Annotated in this window: 17 protein-coding genes; 5 read left to right on the forward strand and 12 right to left on the reverse strand. The window is 64.4% G+C overall.

Features of this window, described 5'->3' with window-relative positions:
* Nucleotides 1-155: 155 nt before the first annotated feature.
* The 8 genes from gyrB to rpsT form a co-directional block, all read right to left on the reverse strand.
* The gene (gene gyrB, locus AC0L3C_RS12560; protein ID WP_473278461.1) at nucleotides 156-2,591 is read right to left on the reverse strand and encodes a DNA topoisomerase (ATP-hydrolyzing) subunit B; all 2,436 of its coding nucleotides are present in this window, start codon (nucleotides 2,589-2,591) and stop codon (nucleotides 156-158) included.
* Between the two features lie 280 nt (nucleotides 2,592-2,871).
* Nucleotides 2,872-5,037, reverse strand: coding sequence for a hypothetical protein (locus AC0L3C_RS12565; protein WP_473408126.1), 2,166 nt, complete (start codon nucleotides 5,035-5,037; stop codon nucleotides 2,872-2,874).
* A 126-nt stretch (nucleotides 5,038-5,163) separates the two neighbouring features.
* Nucleotides 5,164-5,907, reverse strand: coding sequence for a hypothetical protein (locus AC0L3C_RS12570; RefSeq protein ID WP_473408127.1), 744 nt, complete (start codon nucleotides 5,905-5,907; stop codon nucleotides 5,164-5,166).
* Between the two features lie 118 nt (nucleotides 5,908-6,025).
* A complete protein-coding gene (gene recF, locus AC0L3C_RS12575; RefSeq protein WP_473408128.1) occupies nucleotides 6,026-7,162 on the reverse strand; it encodes a DNA replication/repair protein RecF in 1,137 nt (378 codons plus the stop codon).
* A gap of 87 nt (nucleotides 7,163-7,249) precedes the next feature.
* Nucleotides 7,250-7,615 (reverse strand): endonuclease domain-containing protein, encoded by a 366-nt coding sequence (locus AC0L3C_RS12580; protein ID WP_473408129.1) that lies wholly within the window; start codon nucleotides 7,613-7,615, stop codon nucleotides 7,250-7,252.
* A gap of 251 nt (nucleotides 7,616-7,866) precedes the next feature.
* Nucleotides 7,867-8,985: a DNA polymerase III subunit beta gene (gene dnaN / locus AC0L3C_RS12585; protein ID WP_473262382.1), complete on the reverse strand. Its 1,119-nt coding sequence runs from the start codon at nucleotides 8,983-8,985 to the stop codon at nucleotides 7,867-7,869.
* A 280-nt stretch (nucleotides 8,986-9,265) separates the two neighbouring features.
* Complete coding sequence (dnaA, locus tag AC0L3C_RS12590; protein ID WP_026233035.1) at nucleotides 9,266-10,678, reverse strand: chromosomal replication initiator protein DnaA; 1,413 nt, start codon at nucleotides 10,676-10,678, stop codon at nucleotides 9,266-9,268.
* Nucleotides 10,679-11,943: 1,265 nt separating this feature from the next.
* A complete protein-coding gene (rpsT, locus tag AC0L3C_RS12595; RefSeq protein WP_007598259.1) occupies nucleotides 11,944-12,210 on the reverse strand; it encodes a 30S ribosomal protein S20 in 267 nt (88 codons plus the stop codon).
* 420 nt (nucleotides 12,211-12,630) lie between these two features.
* Here rpsT and AC0L3C_RS12600 point away from each other — a divergent pair, with 420 nt between their 5' ends.
* The 3 genes from AC0L3C_RS12600 (at nucleotide 12,631) to AC0L3C_RS12610 (ending at nucleotide 14,774) form a co-directional block, all read left to right on the forward strand.
* Nucleotides 12,631-12,948 carry a hypothetical protein gene (locus AC0L3C_RS12600; RefSeq protein WP_007616084.1) on the forward strand — a complete coding sequence of 106 codons (318 nt, stop codon included), beginning with the start codon at nucleotides 12,631-12,633 and terminating at the stop codon, nucleotides 12,946-12,948.
* Nucleotides 12,949-13,111: 163 nt separating this feature from the next.
* Nucleotides 13,112-13,768, forward strand: a complete 657-nt coding sequence (gene msrA / locus AC0L3C_RS12605; RefSeq protein WP_473408130.1) for a peptide-methionine (S)-S-oxide reductase MsrA — start codon at nucleotides 13,112-13,114, stop codon at nucleotides 13,766-13,768.
* Nucleotides 13,769-14,027: 259 nt separating this feature from the next.
* A complete protein-coding gene (locus AC0L3C_RS12610; RefSeq protein ID WP_446480418.1) occupies nucleotides 14,028-14,774 on the forward strand; it encodes a polysaccharide biosynthesis/export family protein in 747 nt (248 codons plus the stop codon).
* A gap of 24 nt (nucleotides 14,775-14,798) precedes the next feature.
* On the opposite strand, the gene AC0L3C_RS12615 is transcribed toward AC0L3C_RS12610, so the two are convergent.
* The 4 genes from AC0L3C_RS12615 to AC0L3C_RS12630 form a co-directional block, all read right to left on the reverse strand.
* Entirely contained in the window at nucleotides 14,799-15,281 is a 483-nt protein-coding gene (locus AC0L3C_RS12615) for a hypothetical protein (RefSeq protein ID WP_473262375.1), read from the reverse strand.
* A gap of 139 nt (nucleotides 15,282-15,420) precedes the next feature.
* Nucleotides 15,421-16,092, reverse strand: a complete 672-nt coding sequence (locus tag AC0L3C_RS12620; RefSeq protein WP_473408131.1) for a dienelactone hydrolase family protein — start codon at nucleotides 16,090-16,092, stop codon at nucleotides 15,421-15,423.
* A 198-nt stretch (nucleotides 16,093-16,290) separates the two neighbouring features.
* Complete coding sequence (locus tag AC0L3C_RS12625; protein ID WP_473262370.1) at nucleotides 16,291-16,626, reverse strand: hypothetical protein; 336 nt, start codon at nucleotides 16,624-16,626, stop codon at nucleotides 16,291-16,293.
* Between the two features lie 20 nt (nucleotides 16,627-16,646).
* Complete coding sequence (locus AC0L3C_RS12630) at nucleotides 16,647-17,411, reverse strand: alpha/beta fold hydrolase (protein ID WP_473408132.1); 765 nt, start codon at nucleotides 17,409-17,411, stop codon at nucleotides 16,647-16,649.
* 306 nt (nucleotides 17,412-17,717) lie between these two features.
* On the opposite strand from AC0L3C_RS12630, the gene AC0L3C_RS12635 reads away from it, so the two are divergent.
* A complete protein-coding gene (locus AC0L3C_RS12635; RefSeq protein WP_211395185.1) occupies nucleotides 17,718-18,209 on the forward strand; it encodes a (2Fe-2S)-binding protein in 492 nt (163 codons plus the stop codon).
* Nucleotides 18,206-20,488, forward strand: a complete 2,283-nt coding sequence (locus AC0L3C_RS12640) for a xanthine dehydrogenase family protein molybdopterin-binding subunit (RefSeq protein WP_473408133.1) — start codon at nucleotides 18,206-18,208, stop codon at nucleotides 20,486-20,488. The genes AC0L3C_RS12635 and AC0L3C_RS12640 overlap by 4 nt, the downstream gene beginning before the upstream one ends.
* Nucleotides 20,489-20,731: the final 243 nt, after the last annotated feature.

Raw genomic sequence — 20,731 nt, forward strand, 5'->3', positions numbered from 1 at the left:
GAGGGGGTGCTCCCGCGATGGGATTGTCGAAGTTTACGGAGCGTATCCCGGCGAGGAGAAAGCCCCCACCCGGCGCTTCGCGCCGACCTCCCCCGCAAGCGGGAGAGGTTGCACCGAACGCGTGGCAGGTAGCTTTGACCTAGAGCCGCTCGATCTCAGATATCGATCGTCGCGCTCAGCGAATGTTCCTGGATGAAGTCGCGGCGCGGCTCGACCACGTCGCCCATCAGCTTGGTGAAGATGTCGTCGGCCTCGTCGACCTCCTTGACCTTCACCTGGAGCAGCGATCGCGCATTGATATCCAGCGTCGTCTCCCAGAGCTGTTCCGGGTTCATCTCACCCAGCCCTTTGTAGCGCTGCAGCGTGACGCCCTTGCGGCCGGCGTCGGTGACGGCCTCGAACAGATCGACCGGCCCGTAGACCATGTGCTCGACGTCCTTGCGCCGCAGCTTGCCGGGGCGGGCATAAACGTCCTGGAGCTTCACCGTGTACTCGTCGAGCTTGCGGGCTTCGACCGAGCCCAGGAAGGCGTCGTCGATGAGAGCGACTTCCTTGACGCCGCGCACCGTGCGCTCGAACTGGAAGCCCTGGCCTTCCACATATTGACCGACCCAGCCGCGCTCGACCTCGTCGGCGAGAGTGTCGAGGCGGGCGGCGATGTATTGCGCGGCCGCGGCAGCTTTCTCCGGATCGCCGTAGATCGCCTTGTTGAGCACGCCGGTGATGGCGGCCTGCTCGATCACCTTGCGATTGTAGCGGGTGTGCAGGCTGCGCAGGATGCCGCGGACGGCGCGGGCGTCGTCGACCAGCGAGCGCAGGTCGCGGCCGGTACGATCGCCGCCGCTGCCGGGAATATAGACGCAGTCGTCGAGACCGGTATCGATCAGATAGTCTTCCAGCGCCCGCTCGTCCTTCAGATATTGCTCGGACTTGCCGCGGTTGACCTTATAGAGCGGGGGCTGGGCGATATAGAGATAACCGCCGTCGATGATCTCGCGCATCTGCCGGTAGAAGAAAGTGAGCAGCAGCGTGCGGATGTGGGCGCCGTCGACGTCGGCGTCCGTCATCACGATGATCTTGTGATAGCGCAGCTTCTCGATCGAGAACTCGTCGCTGATGCCGGTGCCGAGCGCGGTGATCAGCGTGCCGATCTGCTCGCTGCCCAGCATCTTGTCGGGGCGGACGCGTTCGACATTGAGGATCTTGCCGCGCAGCGGCAGCACGGCCTGGAATTCGCGGTTGCGGCCCTGCTTGGCGCTGCCGCCTGCCGAGTCACCCTCGACGATGAAGAGCTCGGATTTCGCCGGGTCCTTCTCCTGGCAGTCGGCGAGCTTGCCGGGCAGCGAAGAGACCGAGAGCGGGCTCTTGCGCGTCAGCTCGCGCGCTTTGCGCGCAGCTTCGCGGGCCGCGGCCGCCTGGATCACCTTGCCGACGATCATCTTGGCTTCGGAGGGATGCTCCTCGAACCAGGCCTGCAGCGCCTCGTTCAGCACGTTCTCGACCACGGGCCGCACTTCCGAGGACACCAGCTTGTCCTTGGTCTGCGACGAGAATTTTGGATCGGGCACCTTCACCGACAGCACGGCGGTGAGGCCTTCACGGCAATCGTCGCCGGTGAGCGCGATCTTTTCCTTTTTCGCGTTGGCCTCGGCATAGCCGTTGACCTGGCGCGTCAGCGCGCCGCGGAAACCGGCGAGATGGGTGCCGCCGTCGCGCTGCGGGATGTTGTTGGTGAAGCACAGCACGTTCTCGTGGTAGCTGTCGTTCCACCACAATGCGGCCTCGACACCGATGCCGTTGGCTTCCGCGCGCACCATGATCGGCGCCGGCACGATCGCCTTCTTGTTGCGGTCGAGATATTTGACGAATTCCTCGACGCCGCCCGAATAATGCATCTCCTCGCGCTTCTCGACCGCGTGACGCATGTCGGAGAGGGCGATGTTGACGCCGGAGTTGAGGAAGGCGAGCTCGCGCAGCCGGTGCTCCAGCGTGGCGAAGTCATACTCGATGTTCTTGAAGGTTTCCGTCGAGGCCTGGAACGTCACCTCGGTGCCGCGCCTGCCGGGCGCATCGCCGACCACCTTGAGCGGCGCGACCGCATCGCCATGGGCGAATTCGATATAGTGTTCCTTGTTGTCGCGCCAGATGCGCAAGCCGAGCTTGCTCGACAGCGCGTTGACGACAGAGACGCCGACGCCGTGCAGGCCGCCGGAAACCTTGTAGGAATTCTGGTCGAACTTACCGCCGGCATGGAGCTGGGTCATGATGACCTCGGCTGCCGAGATGCCTTCGCCCTTGTGGATGTCGACCGGAATGCCGCGGCCGTCGTCGCGCACGGTGACGGAATTGTCGGCATTGAGGATCACGTCGACGCGCGTGGCGTGGCCCGCGAGCGCCTCGTCGATCGCGTTGTCCACGACCTCGTAGACCATATGATGCAGGCCCGAGCCGTCATCGGTGTCGCCGATATACATGCCGGGGCGCTTGCGAACGGCGTCGAGACCCTTGAGCACGCGGATCGATTCCGCCCCGTAATCGCTCGGATTTGAGGGTTCGTTTTCGGCAGGCGTCTGCCGAGCAGGTTCTGTCATGAGAGGCCTTCGAGATGTCGCCCGAATCAGCGGCGCAAAAGGCGCTGATATGCGGGCTATTTGTGCCACGAAAGACGGATTGCGCCTAGCGCAAAGTATCTCCCGGCAAGCCTTTGATTAGATGGGATTTTTCGGCCGATTTTCAAGGCCTTCGAAGGCCGATTCGGCGGCTTGGGAAAAGCGCGATTCGAGGCGCCGTTTCGGGCTCTGGAAGGCGTGGATTTTGCGGGGAGGAGGGGCGTTCCGAAGCGCCTGGAACGCCCCGGAACGGCCTTGCAGCTCAATACATCTGAAGCGGCAGCACGTCTCCGTTTGGCCCTACCAGGAGGCCCCAGGCATCGCCGGCGGCAACGGTGAGGGTCTCGGTGCGAGCAGGGCGTCCCGGCAGACGCAGCGCGTACTGGTACTTGCCGGGCGGTAGATCGAGCATCGGGCCTTTCGGCGATTGCGGACCGCCGGCGCCGGCCGCGATCTTCACGGTCTGATTGTTGATCGTCAGCGATGCTTCCTTCGGCCCCATATTGCCGAGCATCAGCCTCGCCTGTCCCGCCCTCGGCATGATGTCGGCCTTGGCCGCGGCCTGCGGATTCCGCTGCACCAGGCTGACCGTCGTCTCATCCCTGGCGCGGCCGAGCTTCAGCACGGCTGGTCCCTGCGGCGAGGTGAACGCGAGCTCCGCCCGCTCGGCAGTGACGGTCGCGCCGTCGGTCTTTTCCTGCCAGCCCCGCTTGGCCAGCTCCGCGCGATAGAAGGCGAGGACCTCGCCAAGCTCGGCGGGGATGCTGGCTTCGAGCTCGGTCCGGAAGGACTGGTCGCTGCCGGGAAATTTCGTGGAGCTGATGCCGGTCGAGCTGTGCTGCGTCGGCACCGGCAGGGCCGAATCGGGATCGGGCGTGAGCGGCTCCTTCGATTTGGCCTGGACCGCCTTGGCTTGGGTCGATTTGGCCTCGACGGGCTTGGCCGCGACGATAACAAGACCGGAGCCGTTGGCGCTAACGTTCACCTTCGGCCCCATCTGCATCACGGTCATCGAGATCGACTTGCCGCTCTTGGAGAATTCCATCACCGCCATGTTGGGCTGGTTGATGACGGAAGGTTGCTCCTTCCAGCCCGCTGGCTTGAGCGATGCGCGATAGAACGCGGCAAGCGCCTTCACGCTCGAAGTCGAGGAGAATTCAAGCCTGCCGTCGTCGCCCTCAAATGTCACGCCTTCGGCGGTTTCGGGCAGCGGCACCGGAGTCTTGCTGTCGGGGAGCGCATTCAGCGGCGCGTCGGACAATGCGGCCGCCTGCACCTTGCGTCTGGCTTCGTCGGCGGTGATGAGCTGCTTGGCCGCACCTAAAGCATCCCCAAGGAACTTCTCGTCGGCCTCCTTCGCCTTCGCGCGGGCGGCAAGCGCGGAGTCCTTCACCTGCGCGGTCAGGCTGACCATGGTGAAATCATATTTGCGGCCGAGCCGCAGCACGCCGGTTTCCTCCGCCGAAGAGATCTTGATCGCGACCTCATCACCGGGTGCGAGCGGCGCGCTTCCGTCCTCCCGCCAGCCGCGCGCGGCGAACTCGCGGTGATAGAAGGCGAGTACGGGCGGCAACTCGGCCATCGCGGCGGCCGACATTTCGCGCTTGTTGTCGCTCGCGCCGCCGAGACCCCTGGCCGTCTTGGTCGGGCTTGGCCGCGGCAGGCCGGCCAGATCGCTATCGGCCTTGAGCTCGCTGGGCAGCGCGAAGGGCGCGACCCGGATATCGACATGGGTGCGGCCATCGTCGCGGCGCGTCAGCGTCAGCATCACGGGCTTCTGCTGATAGAAGCCGGTCTCCTTGCTATCGGCATGCGCGTAGAACGCGCGCAGGCCGTTGGGAACGGTCTCATCCAGGCTGGTGGTCCAGCGCGCAGCGGTTTCCGGCGTGAGCTTCTGCCAGCCGATCGCAGTCATCTGGCTGGCATAGAAATCCGACGTTGCATCGAGCGGCGTCGGCGCGATGCAGCCGAGGTAGGGCCGGGTCCCGTCGAACACGATATCGCTGGCGCCTTCCGGAAACGGCACGTTCCCGTAGATCCGGTCGGTCGTGTAATAAACCACGGACTGGTCTGGCCGTCCGAGCGCCTGCGTGAAATGAACGGAGAGACCCTGTCGTCCCTTCCTGAACTTCAGCAGCGTGCTTTTCTCCTCCAGCGGCATCACATAGGGCACCCAGCCGTTGTCGCTCAGAAGCTTTTGGACCGCGGGCAGTGTCACGGCCTGCCGCGTCGGTACGCGATATTCGACGCGATAGGGATCGGGGCGCGAGGTGTCTTCCACCGCACCTTCGAGCTGCGGCAGCGCGTGGACGTCGACGATTCCCTCGTCGGCGCCGGCCGCGATCGAGCAGCTCGCCATCAGGAAGAGACCGCATGCAAGCAGCCGCCATCGTGCCGGGACTTGCATCCCGCGCGGGACCATCGCCATTGTTACGTCTCCAGGATGCCGCGGGGCGCTTGGGCGCGCGCGATTGCAACGGCTGCGACGCCGTCGGGGGGGCCTCAGACCAGAAGTCGCGGCAGGAACCGGGCAGGTTCAAAGATTCCGGACCGGTCAATACAGCTGGAGCGGCGACCATGCCTCGCCGTCGCGCCCGACGGTAAGCTCCCAGGCGTCGCCGGCCGCGAGGTTAAGGATGTCAGTGTGGGCCGGACGGCCGGGCACGCCCAGTTCGTAGGAATATTGGCCGGGCGCCAGATCCAGCGAGACGGCGTTGGCGCCGGCGGCGCGCTTGATGATCCGCGCGTTGATCCCGAGCACGGCTTCCGTCTCGCCGATATTGCTGAACACCAGCTTCGCCTGACCCGGTTCGGGCATGACGTTCGCCAGGGTTGCTGTATCCGAGTTCTTCTGCGCGAGATGAACCGAGGTGTTGCTGTCCTTGCGGCCGAGCTCCAGCATGGCCGGCCCGAGCGGAGAGACGAACGCGAGCCGGACGTGATCAGCGGAGAGGACGGCGCCATCGTGCTGCTCCTGCCAGCCGAGCTTTCCGAGCTCCCTGCGGTAGAAGGCGAGAACGTCGCCGAGCTCGGCGGGCACGGTGGCTTCTAGCTTGACCCGAAGCGGCGCTTCGACGCCCTGCATCAGGGTGGTGTGGATTCCTCGAAAGCTGTAGCGGGTCGGCGCGGGCAGCCTGGTATCGGAATCCGGCGTGAGTTCGGCCGAAAACATCGGCGCGAGATGCGGCATCCAGGCGCCGGCGCTTGCCGCGAGCATGCACGTCGCGAGCAAGACGAGGCCGCATGCAAACGCCCACCATCGTGCCGGAGCCTGCGCCCCGGACCCTACCGTCCGCATCTCACTCTCCAGGGGTTCGCGCGTGATGTCATTGCGCGATTGCAAACCGGCTGCGACAGCGTCGGCGCCGCATCCCGCAACTAGTCGCGGCGGAAATGGGGCTGGTTCAACGGCGGGACTACCGCCGGGCCGATAACTGTCCGCTTTCGACGTCAAAGATCTCGCCCCCGGCGCCGATGTCGGCGAAGGCGGCGGGGTCAGCGCCGGTCAGCCACACCTGCGCGCCGAGCTTGCGCAACTCGGCGAACAGCGCCGCGCGCCTATTAGGATCGAGATGCGCGACGACCTCGTCGAGCAGCAGCAGCGGCACGATGCCGGTCATCTCGGCGACCAGGCTTGCATGCGCCAGCACCAGACCGATCAGCAACGCCTTCTGCTCGCCGGTCGAGGCATCGCGCGCCGGCATGCTTTTCGGCGCGTAGATCACCTGGAGATCGGTGAGATGCGGACCGTCCGTGGTGCGGCCGGCGATGGCGTCACGCGGACGGTTGTCGCGCAGGATCTGGCGGTAGCGGTCCTCGACCGACGTCGCGGTCTCGTTGAGCAGCGCGTTCTCCATCCAGCCGTCGAGCGCGATCTGCGCCGAGGGGAAGGCGGAGGCCTGCGCACGGGCATTCAGCATGCCGGTCAGCCGCGCCGCGGTCTGGCCCCGGGTCGCGGCGACCGCGACCGCAAGCTCCGCGGTCTCGCGCTCGATCGCGTCACACCAATGGTCGTCGTAATTGCGGGTCTCGAGCAGGCGGTTGCGCGAACGCAGCGAACGTTCGAGCGCGGAGATGCGGCTGGAATGGTCGCTGTCGATGGCAAGCACCAGGCGGTCGAAGAAGCGCCGCCGCTCGGACGCCGCGCCCATGAACAGCCCGTCCATCGCCGGCGTCAGCCACACCATGCGGATGTGGTCGCCGAACGACGCCGCCGAATTGACCGGTTCGCGGTCGATGCGGCAGCGCCGGCTGACCGGGCTATCTGCGTGCGGCGGATCGATGCCGGTGCCGAGCGTGGCAAGGCCCAGCGCGCCCTCGACCTGTGCCGACACCGCCCAGGAGCCGTCGCCCTGGTTGTCGGCGACGTCGTCCAGCGTCGCGCGCCGCAGGCCGCGTCCCGGCGACAGGAACGAGATCGCCTCAATGCAATTGGTCTTGCCCGCTCCGTTCGGCCCGACCAGCGCCACCATGTCAGCCTTCACCTCGAGCCCCGCCGCCCGGTAATTACGAAAATGCGTCAGCGTCAGGCGATGAATGCGGGAGGGGGTCATCAGATCTTCGTCGTGGCCGCGATTCTTCCCCTCCCCTTGTGGGAGAGGGTGGCGCCTCACGAAGTGAGGCGACGGATGAGGGGTATGTTACCGCAGGGCGAGCTTTGCAAGGATGTCCTCCAATACAGAAGCGGGCTGCTGCAACACGTCATTGTTCCAATAGCGCACGATGACAAAGCCTTCTGTGGAGAGAGCTGCGTCACGCGCTGCGTCGCGTTGCGATTCCGCATGCTGACTGCCGTCGATCTCGATCACGAGGCGTTTCTCGAAGCAGGCGAAGTCGAGAATGTAGTTCTCGATCGGAACCTGTCGGCGAAATTTGTACGCCGATAGCCGGCGATGCCTCAGTAAGCGCCACATCGCTGCTTCCGCATCCGTCGGCTCGTGCCGCATGTTCTTGGCGAACTGGCGAAGATGCCTGGCAGTCGGCCGATGGTGTGGGTCGCGCGGCATCGGCGCTCATTCTGAATGTTGCTGGGGCGCGCTGCCCTTCCCCTCTCCCCTTGCGGGAGAGGGTGCCGTCGCGCAGCGACGGCGGGTGAGGGGTTGTCTCCACATAGAAAGTGCCGCGAGAGGACCCCTCACCCAAGTGAGGCCTTGGCCGATAGCGGAGCTGCCCTCTCCCGCAAGGGGAGAGGGCGCGATAATGCGCATCGCGCTTGGTTGATGAGGGAATATTTGGCGTCCGCGAGGGAGCACGTCCCTCACACCCGCATCGGCATCAGCACGTACAGCGCGCTCTTGTCGTCGCGGTCTTGCACCAGGGTTGGCGAGCCCGGGTCGGCGAGCCGGAGCGTTGCGACGGCGCCTTCGATCTGGGCGGCGATGTCGAGCAGATAGCGGGAGTTGAAGCCGATATCGAGGGCGTCGGACGCGTATTCGACTTCGAGCTCTTCGGTCGCGCTGCCGGAATCCGGATTGGTCACCGACAGCACCAGCTTGCCCGGCGAGAGCGAGAGTTTCACGGCGCGCCCGCGCTCGCTGGAAATCGTCGAGACGCGGTCGACCGCGTTCTCGAAATCCTTCTTGTCGACGACGAGCTCCTTGTCGTTGCCCTGCGGGATGACGCGGCCGTAATCGGGAAAGGTGCCGTCGATCAGCTTCGAGGTCAGCACCACATTGCCGATGGTGAAGCGGATCTTGGCCTGCGACAGCTCGATCGTGACCTCGGCCTCGTTGTCCTCGATCAGGCGCTGCACTTCGCCGACGGTCTTGCGCGGCACGATCACGCCGGGCATGCCCTCGGCGCCCTTGGGCTGGACCAGGTCGAGCTGGGCGAGGCGGTGGCCGTCGGTGGCGACGCCGCGCAGGGTGGCGGCTTTGGCGGAGCCTGCGGCGTGCAGATAGATGCCGTTGAGATAATAGCGGGTCTCCTCCGTGGAGATCGCGAACTGGGTGCGGTCGATCAGCCGCTTGACGTCCTTGGCGGCGAGATTGAACGAGTGCGACATGTCGCCGGCGGCGAGATCCGGAAAATCATTCTCCGGCAGGGTCTGCAGCGTGAAGCGGGAGCGGCCGGCGCGGATCGCCAGCACGGCGCGGTCGCCGTCGGCCTCGAGCACGATCTGCGAACCGTCCGGCAGCTTGCGCACGATGTCATAGAACATGTGCGCCGGCACGGTGGTGGAGCCCGCGGTCGCGGTTTCCGCCGCGAGCGTTTCCGTGACCTCGAGGTCGAGGTCGGTCGCCTTCAGCGACAATTTCGCGTTCTCGGCCCTAACAAGCACGTTGCCGAGGATCGGAATCGTGTTGCGGCGCTCGACCACGCGGTGGACGTGGCCCAGCGACTTCAGGAGTTGCGCGCGTTCGACCGTAACCTTCATTGCACTACTCGCCCGATCCCCAAGGAAACACACATTTGGAAAAGCCGGGCGGCGGGACGCGCGCCACGGCACCGAAGACCCCGGAAGGCCGGATCATCCAGCCGATATGACCAAAGCCGTCAGGGTCGCGCAAGGTGGCGCGGAAAGTCATCCGTTTCAAGGGATTGCGCGACAGTTCCCCACGATTTACCCGCAAAGACGGGGCCCGCCGCCCAGGCAGAAGAAGGCCGCCGCCCAGGCAGGGCCGGGGCGGCGGGAAGGAAGGATAAGGGCTAGGCGTTTATTCCTGAAGCTGGCGCTTGAGCGATTCGACCTCGTCCGACAGCGCCGTGTCCTTGGAAACCAGGGCCTCGATCTTGCGAACGGCGTGCAGCACGGTGGTGTGGTCGCGCCCGCCGAAACGGCGGCCGATTTCCGGCAGCGATCGCAGGGTCAGCGTCTTTGCGAGATACATCGCCACTTGGCGCGGACGGACCACGTTGGCGGTCCGGCGCGAGGACAAGAGGTCGGAGCGGCTGACATTATACTGCCGTGCCACCACGCGCTGGATGTCCTCGATCTTGATCCGCTTCGGCTCCTGCGGCCGGATCAGGTCGCGCACCTCGTGCTCGGCCATCTCCAGCGTCACCGGCCGGTTGTTGAGCTTCGAGTGTGCGAGCAGGCGGTTGATCGCGCCTTCGAGATCGCGGCCGTTATGGGTGATGGCGCGGGCCAGATAGGTCAGCACCTCCTCCGGCACCTCGAAGGTGGCATGATGGGCGCGGGCCGCGGCGACGCGCGACTTGAGAATGCCGTGTCGCAGCTCCTCGCCGAGCGAGGCCATCTCGACCACGAGGCCGCCGGCCAGCCGCGAGCGCACGCGGTCGTCGAGGCTTTCGAGGTCGGACGGCGGACGGTCGGCCGCGATCACGACCTGGCGGCCGGCATCGATCAGCGCGTTCAGCGTGTGGCAGAACTCAGCCTGGGTCGACTTGCCCTGCAGGAACTGGAGATCGTCGATCACGAGCACGTCGATGCCGCGCAGCGCTTCCTTGAAGGCGAGCGCCGTCTGCGTCTTCAGCGCGGCGACGAAGCCGTACATGAATTTCTCGGCGGTGAGATAAAGCACCTTGCGCTCGTTGCCGGAATTGCCGGCCCAGGTCACCGCCTGCAAGAGATGCGTCTTGCCGAGACCGACACCCGCATGGATGTAGAGCGGATTGAACATCACGGGATCGCCGCGACGCCCCTCGGCGACCTGACGCGCAGCCGCATGCGCCAGCGTGTTGGAGCGACCGACGACGAAGCTTGCGAAGGTCAGGCGCGGATCGAGCGGCGAGCCGCCGAGCGCATCATGATTGGCCGAGACCGGCGCGGTCGCGGTGGAGCGCAGCTCCGGCGCAGGCGAGCGGCGCGTTTCGACCGGCGCGGGCGCTTCTTTCTGCTGAACCACGGGGCGCACGGCCGAGCGCACGGTGAGATCGATGCGATGCACTTCCGGCATCTCGGCCTGCCAGCACGACAGCACGCGCTCGGCATAATGGGCCTGGATCCAGCTCTTCAGGAAGCGGGTCGGCACCGACAGACGCACGCTCTCGTCCTGGACGCCTTCCAGATCCATGCGCGCAAACCAGCTCGTATAGACGTCCTCGCCAACGTTCGAGCGCAGCCGACTCTTCACGCGTGACCAGCGATCCTGTTCCGGGGTTGTCATCATTTGAGAACTTTTCTTGAGAGATAAGGTTGCGTGGTGAGCGCCATGCAGAGTTCCTGCCAGGGATACCTGCCCAGGGATGTTTGCAATGGCGGGACCTCAAGCGATTTCATCTGCAGGCATGGTTCGACCGTTCGGCGGAAACGCCGCGTCCGATCAGCAATGTCTAGAGATGGAGGGGTCGCGAGGTCAGCGCGTACTCGGCGCTCCGTGACACGCGGGAGGCTTGGTGTCCGACGAATCTAAAACGGCATCGCTGGAAGTCGAAATTCTGGAAGTCGAAATGTGTTTCAATACCGCGTTGAGTTCGTAAGACATGATACCTCCCCGTCCTGCCGTGATTGCTCACGACAAGGTCCTGCGTGTCCAAACGACACCCGCGTCGTCATCGGATGCCTGCCCGTGTACTAGTCCGCTCGGCCTCGCCATCATGCCTGTCGGGGCAGCTTTCAAGATGTCTCTTAAGCGCGAGAGAAAGATCCCGCTTGGAGACACTCAGACAAAAAGCTACCGTTCCCACATTGCTGTGGGTTTTGATCCGACAATCGCTTGTTGAAGCGCCGCCTACGTGCACATCGCCGCCGATTTGCACGCTCGCCCCGTTTCCGATACCGCGCTGGTCTCAAGATCGTGGGCGCCGCTGACCTCTTAAGGAATACACTATGCGGGAAGACTCGCAACGGAATTGATTCACACTTGAGGCATCAAAAATCTTGATCTGCGTTAACGCCACGCGGACTTGTGCACAGGCTTCAGAGCAAGTTTTTGGAATCGTGCTCAGAATCGAAGACGCCACGTTTCATGTGACAATTCTCCGCCACCGCCAAAAATTTTTTACAAAAGCGTCACGCGCACGACGCGCTGGCGAATTTTCCAAATGCTTGGCCTCACTATGTCGATAAGTGATTAGCGAGACATCGTTTTTTGAGTCTCGTTTGACAGGGTAACTCCATTGCGTCTCGCGATCCGGGGAAACTACGGTGTGCAGAACTCGCAGGCGCCGCGAATTCAACTTGAGCCCGCCCCGCAAGGACTTTTTGCACCGCGGTGGAAGTTTCCGCTGTTGCAAAACCATTCGCAGGTAAAACTACGGACGCATCATGCTGCAAACGTCGCAATCCTCCGATCGGAGGTCGCTCGACGCGTGACTGCTTGCGTGAGTATGACGGCAACAAAAAAGCCCGGCGCGATGCCGGGCTGTTTGACGCATGTGATGTGCGACCGGATCGTCCGATCGAACGAATGCTGCTAGATCACTCGCCGGCTTACTTGGCGAGCTTGGCGATCTGCGCGGTGAGCCGCGAGACTTTGCGGCTGGCATTGTTCTTGTGAATGATGTTTCGCTGCGCGGCGCGCATCAAGGCGGGCTCGGCGTTCGCCAGCGCCGTCACGGCTGCGGCGCGGTCGCCGGTCTTGATCGCTTCTTCGACGTTACGCACGGCACCGCGCATCTGGGTGCGGCGCGACTTGTTGACGGCGGTGCGGCGGGCGATCTTGCGCGTCGCTTTCTTGGCGGAAGTGGTATTGGCCATGGTCTCAATGTCCTTTGCGGGTACCGGTCGCGTCTTGGTCGGGTAGCGCCGGCTTGCTTGACCGCGTAATCGACGCTCGGAATTAGGGTGTTCGGTTGCTAGGCTGTTCCTGGAACAAGAGCGACGGCCTTGCGGCTGTCTCTGAGGCCCAAAGAGCCTCTCAGCTCAAGGAGCCTCTAAGCCCAAGGAGCCTGCAACTGCTCAAAGAACAGCGGCGGCAGGATTGCGCCCGCCGCCAGTTGGCGCCCTTATAGAGAGGGTCTTTGGCACCGTCAACGCTTTCCCGGGCTGGACAAGCAGCCTCTCGGGGTGGGGATGAATGTCGTAACGCCCTGAAGAGGTTGAATTTCTGCCGTTTCCCTTGTATTGGCTGGCGGCGTTCCGAGGGTCGTCCGATCGGACGACTATAGAGGGTGAGGCATGATCCGCGGCTTTTTCCGACTGATTGGGCTGCTGCTGCTCGCCGGCGGGTTCATCTTCATGGTCTACGACGGCGCCCGCTGGGTCGCCGACCAGACCCTGCGGTTCACCCGCTTCGGCCAGTTCTGGAACGACATCAATCAGGCCAGCCAGACGGCATTCCGGACCTGGGTCGAGGCCAAGGCGCCCTGGCTCTGGACCTCGGTGATCCGCCTGGTGCTGGATCAGCCGGTTTTCGCCGTCCTCGGCATTCTCGGCATCCTCCTGATGATTCTGTTCCGCCCGCGCAAGCCGTTGATCGGCTATTCCCGAGATTGAGCTTTCGCTTCGCGCGACAGAGCCGGCCCGTGCGCCACGTAACAGGGCTGCCCCTTCGCGCGTAAAGACCTATATTCCCAACTGATCGCGAGCACGCCGCCTGAGCGCTTGGCTCATCGCCTTGCCCCCAGGCGACGGACAGCTCGTTCTTGGAGATCCGTCCATGCTGTTCATGCGCAAGACCACCGCATTGCCGAGCGCCACGGAAGCGCTGCCGGGCCGTGCACAAGCCATTCCGACCGCGACCACCCATTTCGTCAACGGCGCGAAGTTGCAGCCGCCTTATCCCGCAGGTCTCGAGCAGGCCGTGTTCGGGCTCGGCTGCTTCTGGGGCGCCGAGCGCAAGTTCTGGGAGCTTGGCGATGGCGTTTACACAACCGCCGTCGGCTATGCCGGCGGCCACACGACGAACCCGACTTATGAAGAGACCTGCTCGGGCCGCACCGGTCACACTGAAGTGGTGCTGGTCGTGTTCGATCCGAACAAGGTGTCGTACGAGAAGCTGTTGAAGACGTTCTGGGAGAGCCATAACCCGACGCAGGGCATGCGCCAGGGCAACGATGTCGGCACGCAGTACCGAAGCGCGATCTACACCACTTCAGACGCGCAGAAGAAAGCGGCCGATCAATCCAAGGCGCTCTATCAGAAGGCGCTTGCCGCAAAAGGTCTCGGCACCATCACCACCGAGATCGCACCCGCCGGCGAATTCTACTTTGCCGAGGATTATCATCAGCAATATCTGGCCAAGAATCCCGCCGGCTATTGCGGCCTGGGCGGCACCGGCGTGTCCTGCCCGATCGGAGTGGGCGTGAGCGCGTAGGTCAACCCACGAGTGCGCTGCACCTCTCCCGCTTGCGGGAGAGGTCGGCGCGCTCGAAGAGCGCGGCGGGTGAGGGCTGTATCCTCTGGGGGATTGTCCCGTCTTGGAGAGACCCTCTCCCCAACCCTCTCCCGCAAGCGGGAGAGGGAGCGCACCAGGTCCCGTTGCGCACGCTGCTGTCGCGCCACCCACCCCTCAACGCTTTATTAACCATAACCGGTGCATCACTGAAGCTGTCTCGTTTCGAGGGATAAGTCCGGTGCCGGTTGCACGCGCGTTTCGATGGTCGATCTCGGCAGCGTCCCTGGCAGCGTCCGCCGCGCTGACCCTTGGCGGCTGCATGCAAACCGCTGGTCCCGTCGCCTATGTGCAGCCGCGCGCCGATCTCGATTCGATGGCCTATGGCCAGCCGTACAACGCGCCGCAGCCGGTCGTCGTCGGCAGTGGCGGGGGTGCCATCGCAGCACTCAGCAATTCCTTTGCCTCTTCGCCTGCACCCATGCCGGTCGGTTATGCCGCGCCGATGGCGGCGCCGGTTCGCTACGATTCCTCCTACCATCTCGATGCCGGCGACAGGCTGCGCGTCGTGGTCTATGGCCAGGAAGGTCTCACCAACAGCTACGCGATCGACGCCGGCGGCTCCATCACGATGCCGCTGATCGGCGGCGTGCCGGCACGCGGCCGCACCCCGGCGGGCCTTGCCGGCGAGATCGCCGCGCGGCTGCGCAACGGCTACATCCGCGAGCCTTCGGTCGCCGTCGAGATCGAGGCCTATCGCCCGTTCTTCATTCTCGGCGAAGTCTCCGCGCCCGGCCAGTATCCGTATGTGCCGAACATGACGGTCGAAAGCGCCGTCGCGATTGCCGGCGGCTTCTCGCCCCGCGCCAAGCGCGACGTGGTCACCGTCACCCACACTGAAGCCGGCGGCGCCATGCGCGCCGTGGTGCCGCTTGGCACTCCCTTGAGTCCCGGCGACACCGTGTTCGTCGGCGAGCGCTGGTTCTAGAGCGCTTTCGAGCGAAGCTCTAGCTCACCGCCTGAAATCCAGCCGCCCGTTCGGAAAACATCCGTCGATCCTGGTGGCATCGACCACCAGCCCAACCCATGGCCGTGTGATCGCCGGATTGGTCAGGTTGATATATTTCCCGACCAGGCGACCCGCGCAATCGCGCGCCGCATCGATCAGCCCGTGCCGGCGGCCATGGTCCCAGTCGAAGCGCAAGAAGATGCGCTCGCCTGTGACCCGCACTTCCGCGCGTCCCTCTTTCCAGGCTTGCGCCGTATCGCCGGCAATGGTCGGATCTGCGCCGCCATTCCAGCGGCTGGCCCAGATGCCGTCGAGCGGGTCTGACTGTGCCGCGATTTTTGCCCAAGCCGCCGCGTTGAGGTCGGCGACATCGCCGGCAAGCGTGGCGATTGCGGCGTAATCCATGACGTCGCGATCATCCGGCGCGGGCACGTCCATGGTGCCGAACGGATTGCGGATGACGATGTTCGTATTGGCTTGCTGCATCACGATCTCCCGGCGTGGGTTGGCTTGATCAGCCAGCTCTATCGCCGTGCGGCAGGATGCAGCCACCCGATTCCTGCTCGTCATTCCGGGTGCGCGAAGCACGAGCCCGAAATGACAGCGAAGACAGCCGCGCGCGCTTCTATTTCAAATGCCTCGCGAAAAATTCCATGCTGCGCGGCCAGGCGATGTCGGCGCTGGCCTTGTCGTAGCTCGCCCGCTCGTCGCAGTGAAAGCCGTGCTGCGCCCCCGGATAGACGAAGACCTCCACGTCCGGCCGCTTGGTCTTGATGGTCTCGACGTCGGTCAGGGGAATGCCGGCATCCTTCTCGCCAAACTGCAGCTGCGTCGGCGCTTTGGGTGTCTCGTCGGCAAAGCGCACGACGGCGCCGCCGTAATAGCCGATCGCGGCCTTCAGGCCCGACAGCCGGGTCGCAGCGACGAAGGCGACGCTGCCGCCCAGGCAAAAGCCGATGATGCCGACGGGGCCGACGCTTTTCACCGCATCGATCGCCGCCCGCGTGTCGCGCAGCATCGCGTCCCAATCCGGACTGGCGACGAACTTGCGCGCTTCCGCGATCTCGTCAGGCGAGTAGCCCGACTGGAAGCCCGGCGACGTCCGGTCGAAGATCGAAGGCGCGATCGCGACATAGCCTTCCCCGGCGAGGCGATCGCAGACCGAGCGGATGTGATGGTTGACCCCGAAAATTTCCTGGATCACCACCACCGCGCCCTTCGCCGTGCCCGCGGGGTCAGCGCGATAGGCACTGAGCTGGAAATTGTCGGAAGCCGTCAGCTTGATGTCTTGTCCCACGCGGGTTGTCCTTTTTAGTTAGTCTTCGATTGCGGGTTCCGCTCGTTCCACAAACTCGTCATGCCCGGGCTCGTCCCGGGCATCCACGTTCTTGGTGAGGCAGGCAAGACCGTGGATGGCCGGGACAAGCCCGGCCATGTGGCAGCTTCAATGCATGATGGCGCAGACAGGATTGCTCTGCGTCATGAAAAGCCACTCTCACTCCCACATCCAGTTCTCGCCGTAATCCTCCTTCCATCCCGCCAACCGGCCATGACGGAATTGCAGGAACAGACGGTGACGGTTGGAGATCAGTCCGCCGCCGCCGATGTTGCGAAGCGCGAGATAGATCTCGTTGCCGGGGCGTCCGCGCACGTATTGCAGCGGCTGGCCGAGGGCGCGCGCGGTTTGCCCGGCATCCATGCCGAAGGCGAGCGGCGTGTTGTTCGACAAGGTCGCGACGAAGGGCAGGCGGGGCGGTGTCCCGCCGAATTGCTCGGCCTGCGCGGATACCGACAGCAACACCGCGCCCGCAGCCAACATCGTTCGCTTCATCGCCACTGTTCCCTTCCGACCTATTCCGGCAAGTTCTTCAGGAAAGGCAGCACCGCGTCAACAAAAGCCTGCGGCTGGTCGATGTTGACGGCATGTCCGGCGGCGGGAATCACGATTTTTTGTGCGCCGGGAATTTTCGCGGCCATGTAGTCCGACGCTGCGAGGAACGGTGTGTCGTCGGCACCGACCACGATCAGGCTGGGCACCTTGATCTCCGGCAGCAGCTCGATCACCTGCGCGTCGCGCTGGGTCAGCATGCCGCGTGCGGCGAGCGCCAATCCCCTGGCATTGCGATGGCTCGCGGTGGCGCGCTCGCGCGTCGCCGCCTTCAGCACGTCGAGCCCTTCGCGATCGAGCTTGTCGGCAGTGGCGAGCGCCCGCGCGTTCCAGGCCTCGCGTGCATCGTCCTTCTTGAAGCCCGGGCCGGTGTCGATGATCAGCAGCGCGCGAACGCGCTTTGGATGCGCGCGAGCAAAGGCAAGCGACATGTAGCCGCCGAGCGACAGTCCGCCGATGATGGCGCGCTCCGTGCCGACCGCATTGAGGATCGCCGCCATGTCGCCGACCGTGAGCCCTTCGCTGTAGGCGGCGGGATCGTCGGGATAGTCGGACTGGCCGTGACCGCGCATGTCCCACAAGATGAGCTTGTGATCCCTGGCAAGCGCCTCGACCTGCCCATGCCACATCGCCGACGTCGATGAGTAGCCGTGGGTCAGCAGCAGCGGCGGACCTTCGCCATGAACCTCGTAGTAGATTTTGACGCCGTCCCGATCGATCCGAGGCATTGCATCCACCCTGTTAACTCGTTTCTTCGCTCATCCTAACGCGGTCGGTTACTCGGAGGAAACTGCCGTGCCGCGATGGCCTGCATGCTTGGCGTGCACTCTATTGCGTTCAGTCGCTGCATCACCGCCGCTCTCGCGACGCACAACGAGCAGACGTCGCGTTTGTTCGACCGATTCCAAATTGCATTTGCCTCCGCGCTCGAACGCGATCATTCTTGCGATCAAGGCTGGCGCCGGCCCGGTGGGCGTCCGCCAATACAAGTTGCCGTCGTAAGCGGCTTCATGCACCGGCAGGGGAAGACGCCTATGCCAACTCTCACCATCAACGGGCGGAGTCTGTCCGTGGATGCGGCGAACGACACGCCGCTCCTTTGGGCGATCCGCGAGCAATTGCAGATGACCGGCACCAAGTTCGGCTGCGGTGCCGGGCTGTGCGGGGCTTGCACCGTGCACGTCAACGGCGAAGCCGTGCGCTCGTGCCAGACCATGGTCGGCGATGTCGCCGGCAAGAAGATCACCACCATCGAAGGCCTCGCCGCCAAGGGCGACCATCCCTTGCAGAAGGCGTGGATCGCCGAGCAGGTGCCGCAATGCGGCTACTGCCAGTCCGGGCAGATCATGCAGGCGGCCTCGCTGCTGGCGAAGAATCCCAACCCGACCAAGGAAGAGGTCGTGGCGCATATGGACGGCAATCTCTGCCGTTGCATGACCTATTCACGGATCCAGAAGGCAATCATGCGCGCCGCAACCGAGATGCGCACCGCGTCCGCCACCGGCAACGAGCGGAGGCCCACATGAATAAGCACATCAAGAGCGTCTCACCTGAGACATCAGATCTCAGCCGCCGCTCCTTCCTGGTCGGCACTGCAGCAGCCGGCCTCGTGCTCGGTTATGCCGGCGTGCCCGGCATCGGTGAGGCGCTCGCTGCGCCCCAGAACTTCGAGCCGAGCGTCTGGTACGCGATCGCGCCCGATGGTCTCGTCACCGTCACCTGCGGCAAGGCCGACATGGGCCAGCACATCGCCTCCACCATGGCGCAGATCGTGGCCGAAGAGCTGGGCGCCAAATGGAGCGACATGCGGGTTCAGCTTGCCTCCAATGATCCGAAGTTCAACGATCCCGTGCTCGGCGCGCAGATCACCGGCGGCAGCTGGTCGACCATGATGAACTTCGAGGCCATGAGCCGCGCCGGCGCCGCCGGACGGATGGCCCTGACCGAAGGCGCCGCCGCCGCGATGGGCGTGCCGGCATCCGAGCTCGTTGTGCGCGATTCCATCATCTCGCACCCGAAGTCGAAGAAAACGATGTCGTTCGCCGATGTCGTCAAGAGCGGCAAGGCGACAAAAACCTTCACGCCGGACGAGCTCAAGGCGATCGTGCTGAAGACGCCGGATCAATACACCATGATCGGCGTGTCGGTGCCGCAGCTCGACATCCCCTCCAAGACCAACGGCACGGCCAAATACGGCATCGACGTGATGCTGCCGGGCATGGCCTATGGCGCGGTGGTGACGCCTCCGGTACGCTTCGGGGCGACGGTGAAATCAATCGACGACAGCGCCGCCAAGAAAGTGCCGGGCTTCATCAAGGCCGTCACCCTCGACGACAAGACCGGAACGACCTCGGGCTGGGTCGTCGCAGTCGCCAGCACCTACGCCAACGCCAAGAAGGCGGCGCAGGCGCTCAAGATCGCCTATGACGGCGGTCCGAACGCGAAAGTGTCGAGCCAGTCGCTGCTCGACGAGGCCAAGCGGCTTCAGAAGCAGGAGGATTCCGGGCAGTTCTTCGTCAAGGACGGCGATCCTGCGGCGGCGTTCGGCACGGCGGCCAAGGTGCTGGAGGCAGAGTACAGTACCAGCATCAACATCCACGCGCCGATGGAGCCGATGAACGCCACGGCGGAGTTCAAGGGCGAGATCCTGCATATCTATTCCGGCAACCAGTTCGCAACGCGCTCCGGCGCGATCGCGGCGGGTGCGGCCGGGATCGATCCGAAGTTCGTGGTCATGCATCAGATGTGGCTTGGCGGTGGCTTTGGCCGCAGGCTCGATGCCGACATGATGATTCCGGCGGTGCAGGCGGCGAAGGCGATCGGCAGGCCGGTGAAGGTGATCTACACGCGCGAGAACGACATGACGATGGATTTCTCGCGTCCGCTCACCTATCAAAAAGTAAAGGCGGGCGTGGACGGCGACGGCAAGCTCGTCGCGCTCAGCCACGACGTGGTTTCGGCCTGGCCGACTCAGCGCTGGGGCATTCCCGATTTCCTGACGCCCTCGGTCGACAAGAAGGGTCCGCTGGACTCCTTCACGGTGAACGGGGCCGACTTCTTCTACACCGTGCCCAACCATCATGTGCGCGCGATCAAGAACGAGATGGCGCACAACGCGACGCCGTCCGGCCAGCTCCGCTCGGTCGCGCCGGGTTGGACCTTCTGGGCGGTCGAGAGCATGATCGACGAGATCGCGGCGGCGGCGGGCAAGGACCCCGCGCAGTTCCGCATCTCGCTGCTCGACGGCGCCGGCAAGAACGACGGCGGCGCGCAGCGGCTGCGCAACGCGTTGCTCGCCGCGATGGGCCTTGCTGGCTACGGCACCAGGAAGCTGCCGAAAGGTGAGGGCATGGGCGTGGCCTGCGTCTCGTCGCAGGAGCGCGCGACCGCCAGCTGGACGGCCTGCGTCGCCCACGTCGCCGTCGCACCGTCGGGCGAGGTCACCGTGAAGAAGCTCACGGTCGCCACCGACGTCGGCACGCAGGTGCATCCCGACAACATCCGCGCCCAGGTCGAGGGTGCGGCGCTGTGGGGCCTGTCGCTGGCGATGTACGAAAAGGCGACGCTCAAGGATGGTGGCATCGAACAGACCAATTTCGACAGCTACACGCCCTTGCGCATGAGCCAGGTGCCCGAGGTCGCGATCGCCGTGATCGCCAATGGCGAGAAGGCCACCGGCGTCGGCGAACCCGCGGTGACGGTGATCGCACCCGCGATCGGCAACGCCATCTTCAACGCCTCCGGCGCCCGCGTCCGTGCCCTGCCGATCACGGCCGAAGCCGTGAAGGGCGCGATGAAGGCGTAAGGCTGGTTGCGATTGTTGACCTGACATGATCCGCCGGGGGGCAGTCCCCCGGCGGATTTGTCGTTAAAAAAGCTTTGTGTTTGCAAGCACATCTCTACTGTGCATGGGGTTGTTTTCGACGTTTTTCTGATTGGAACCGGGAGGAGCCGAACTCCGTAAAATTGTCCCTGATTCCGCAGGGTTCCTTTGAGCACGCCTCTTAAGGGCCGGAGAACCTGATCCGGCATAGGCTTTGGCCCGAAA

The sequence above is a fragment of the Bradyrhizobium sp. WSM4872 genome, assembly GCF_055811715.1.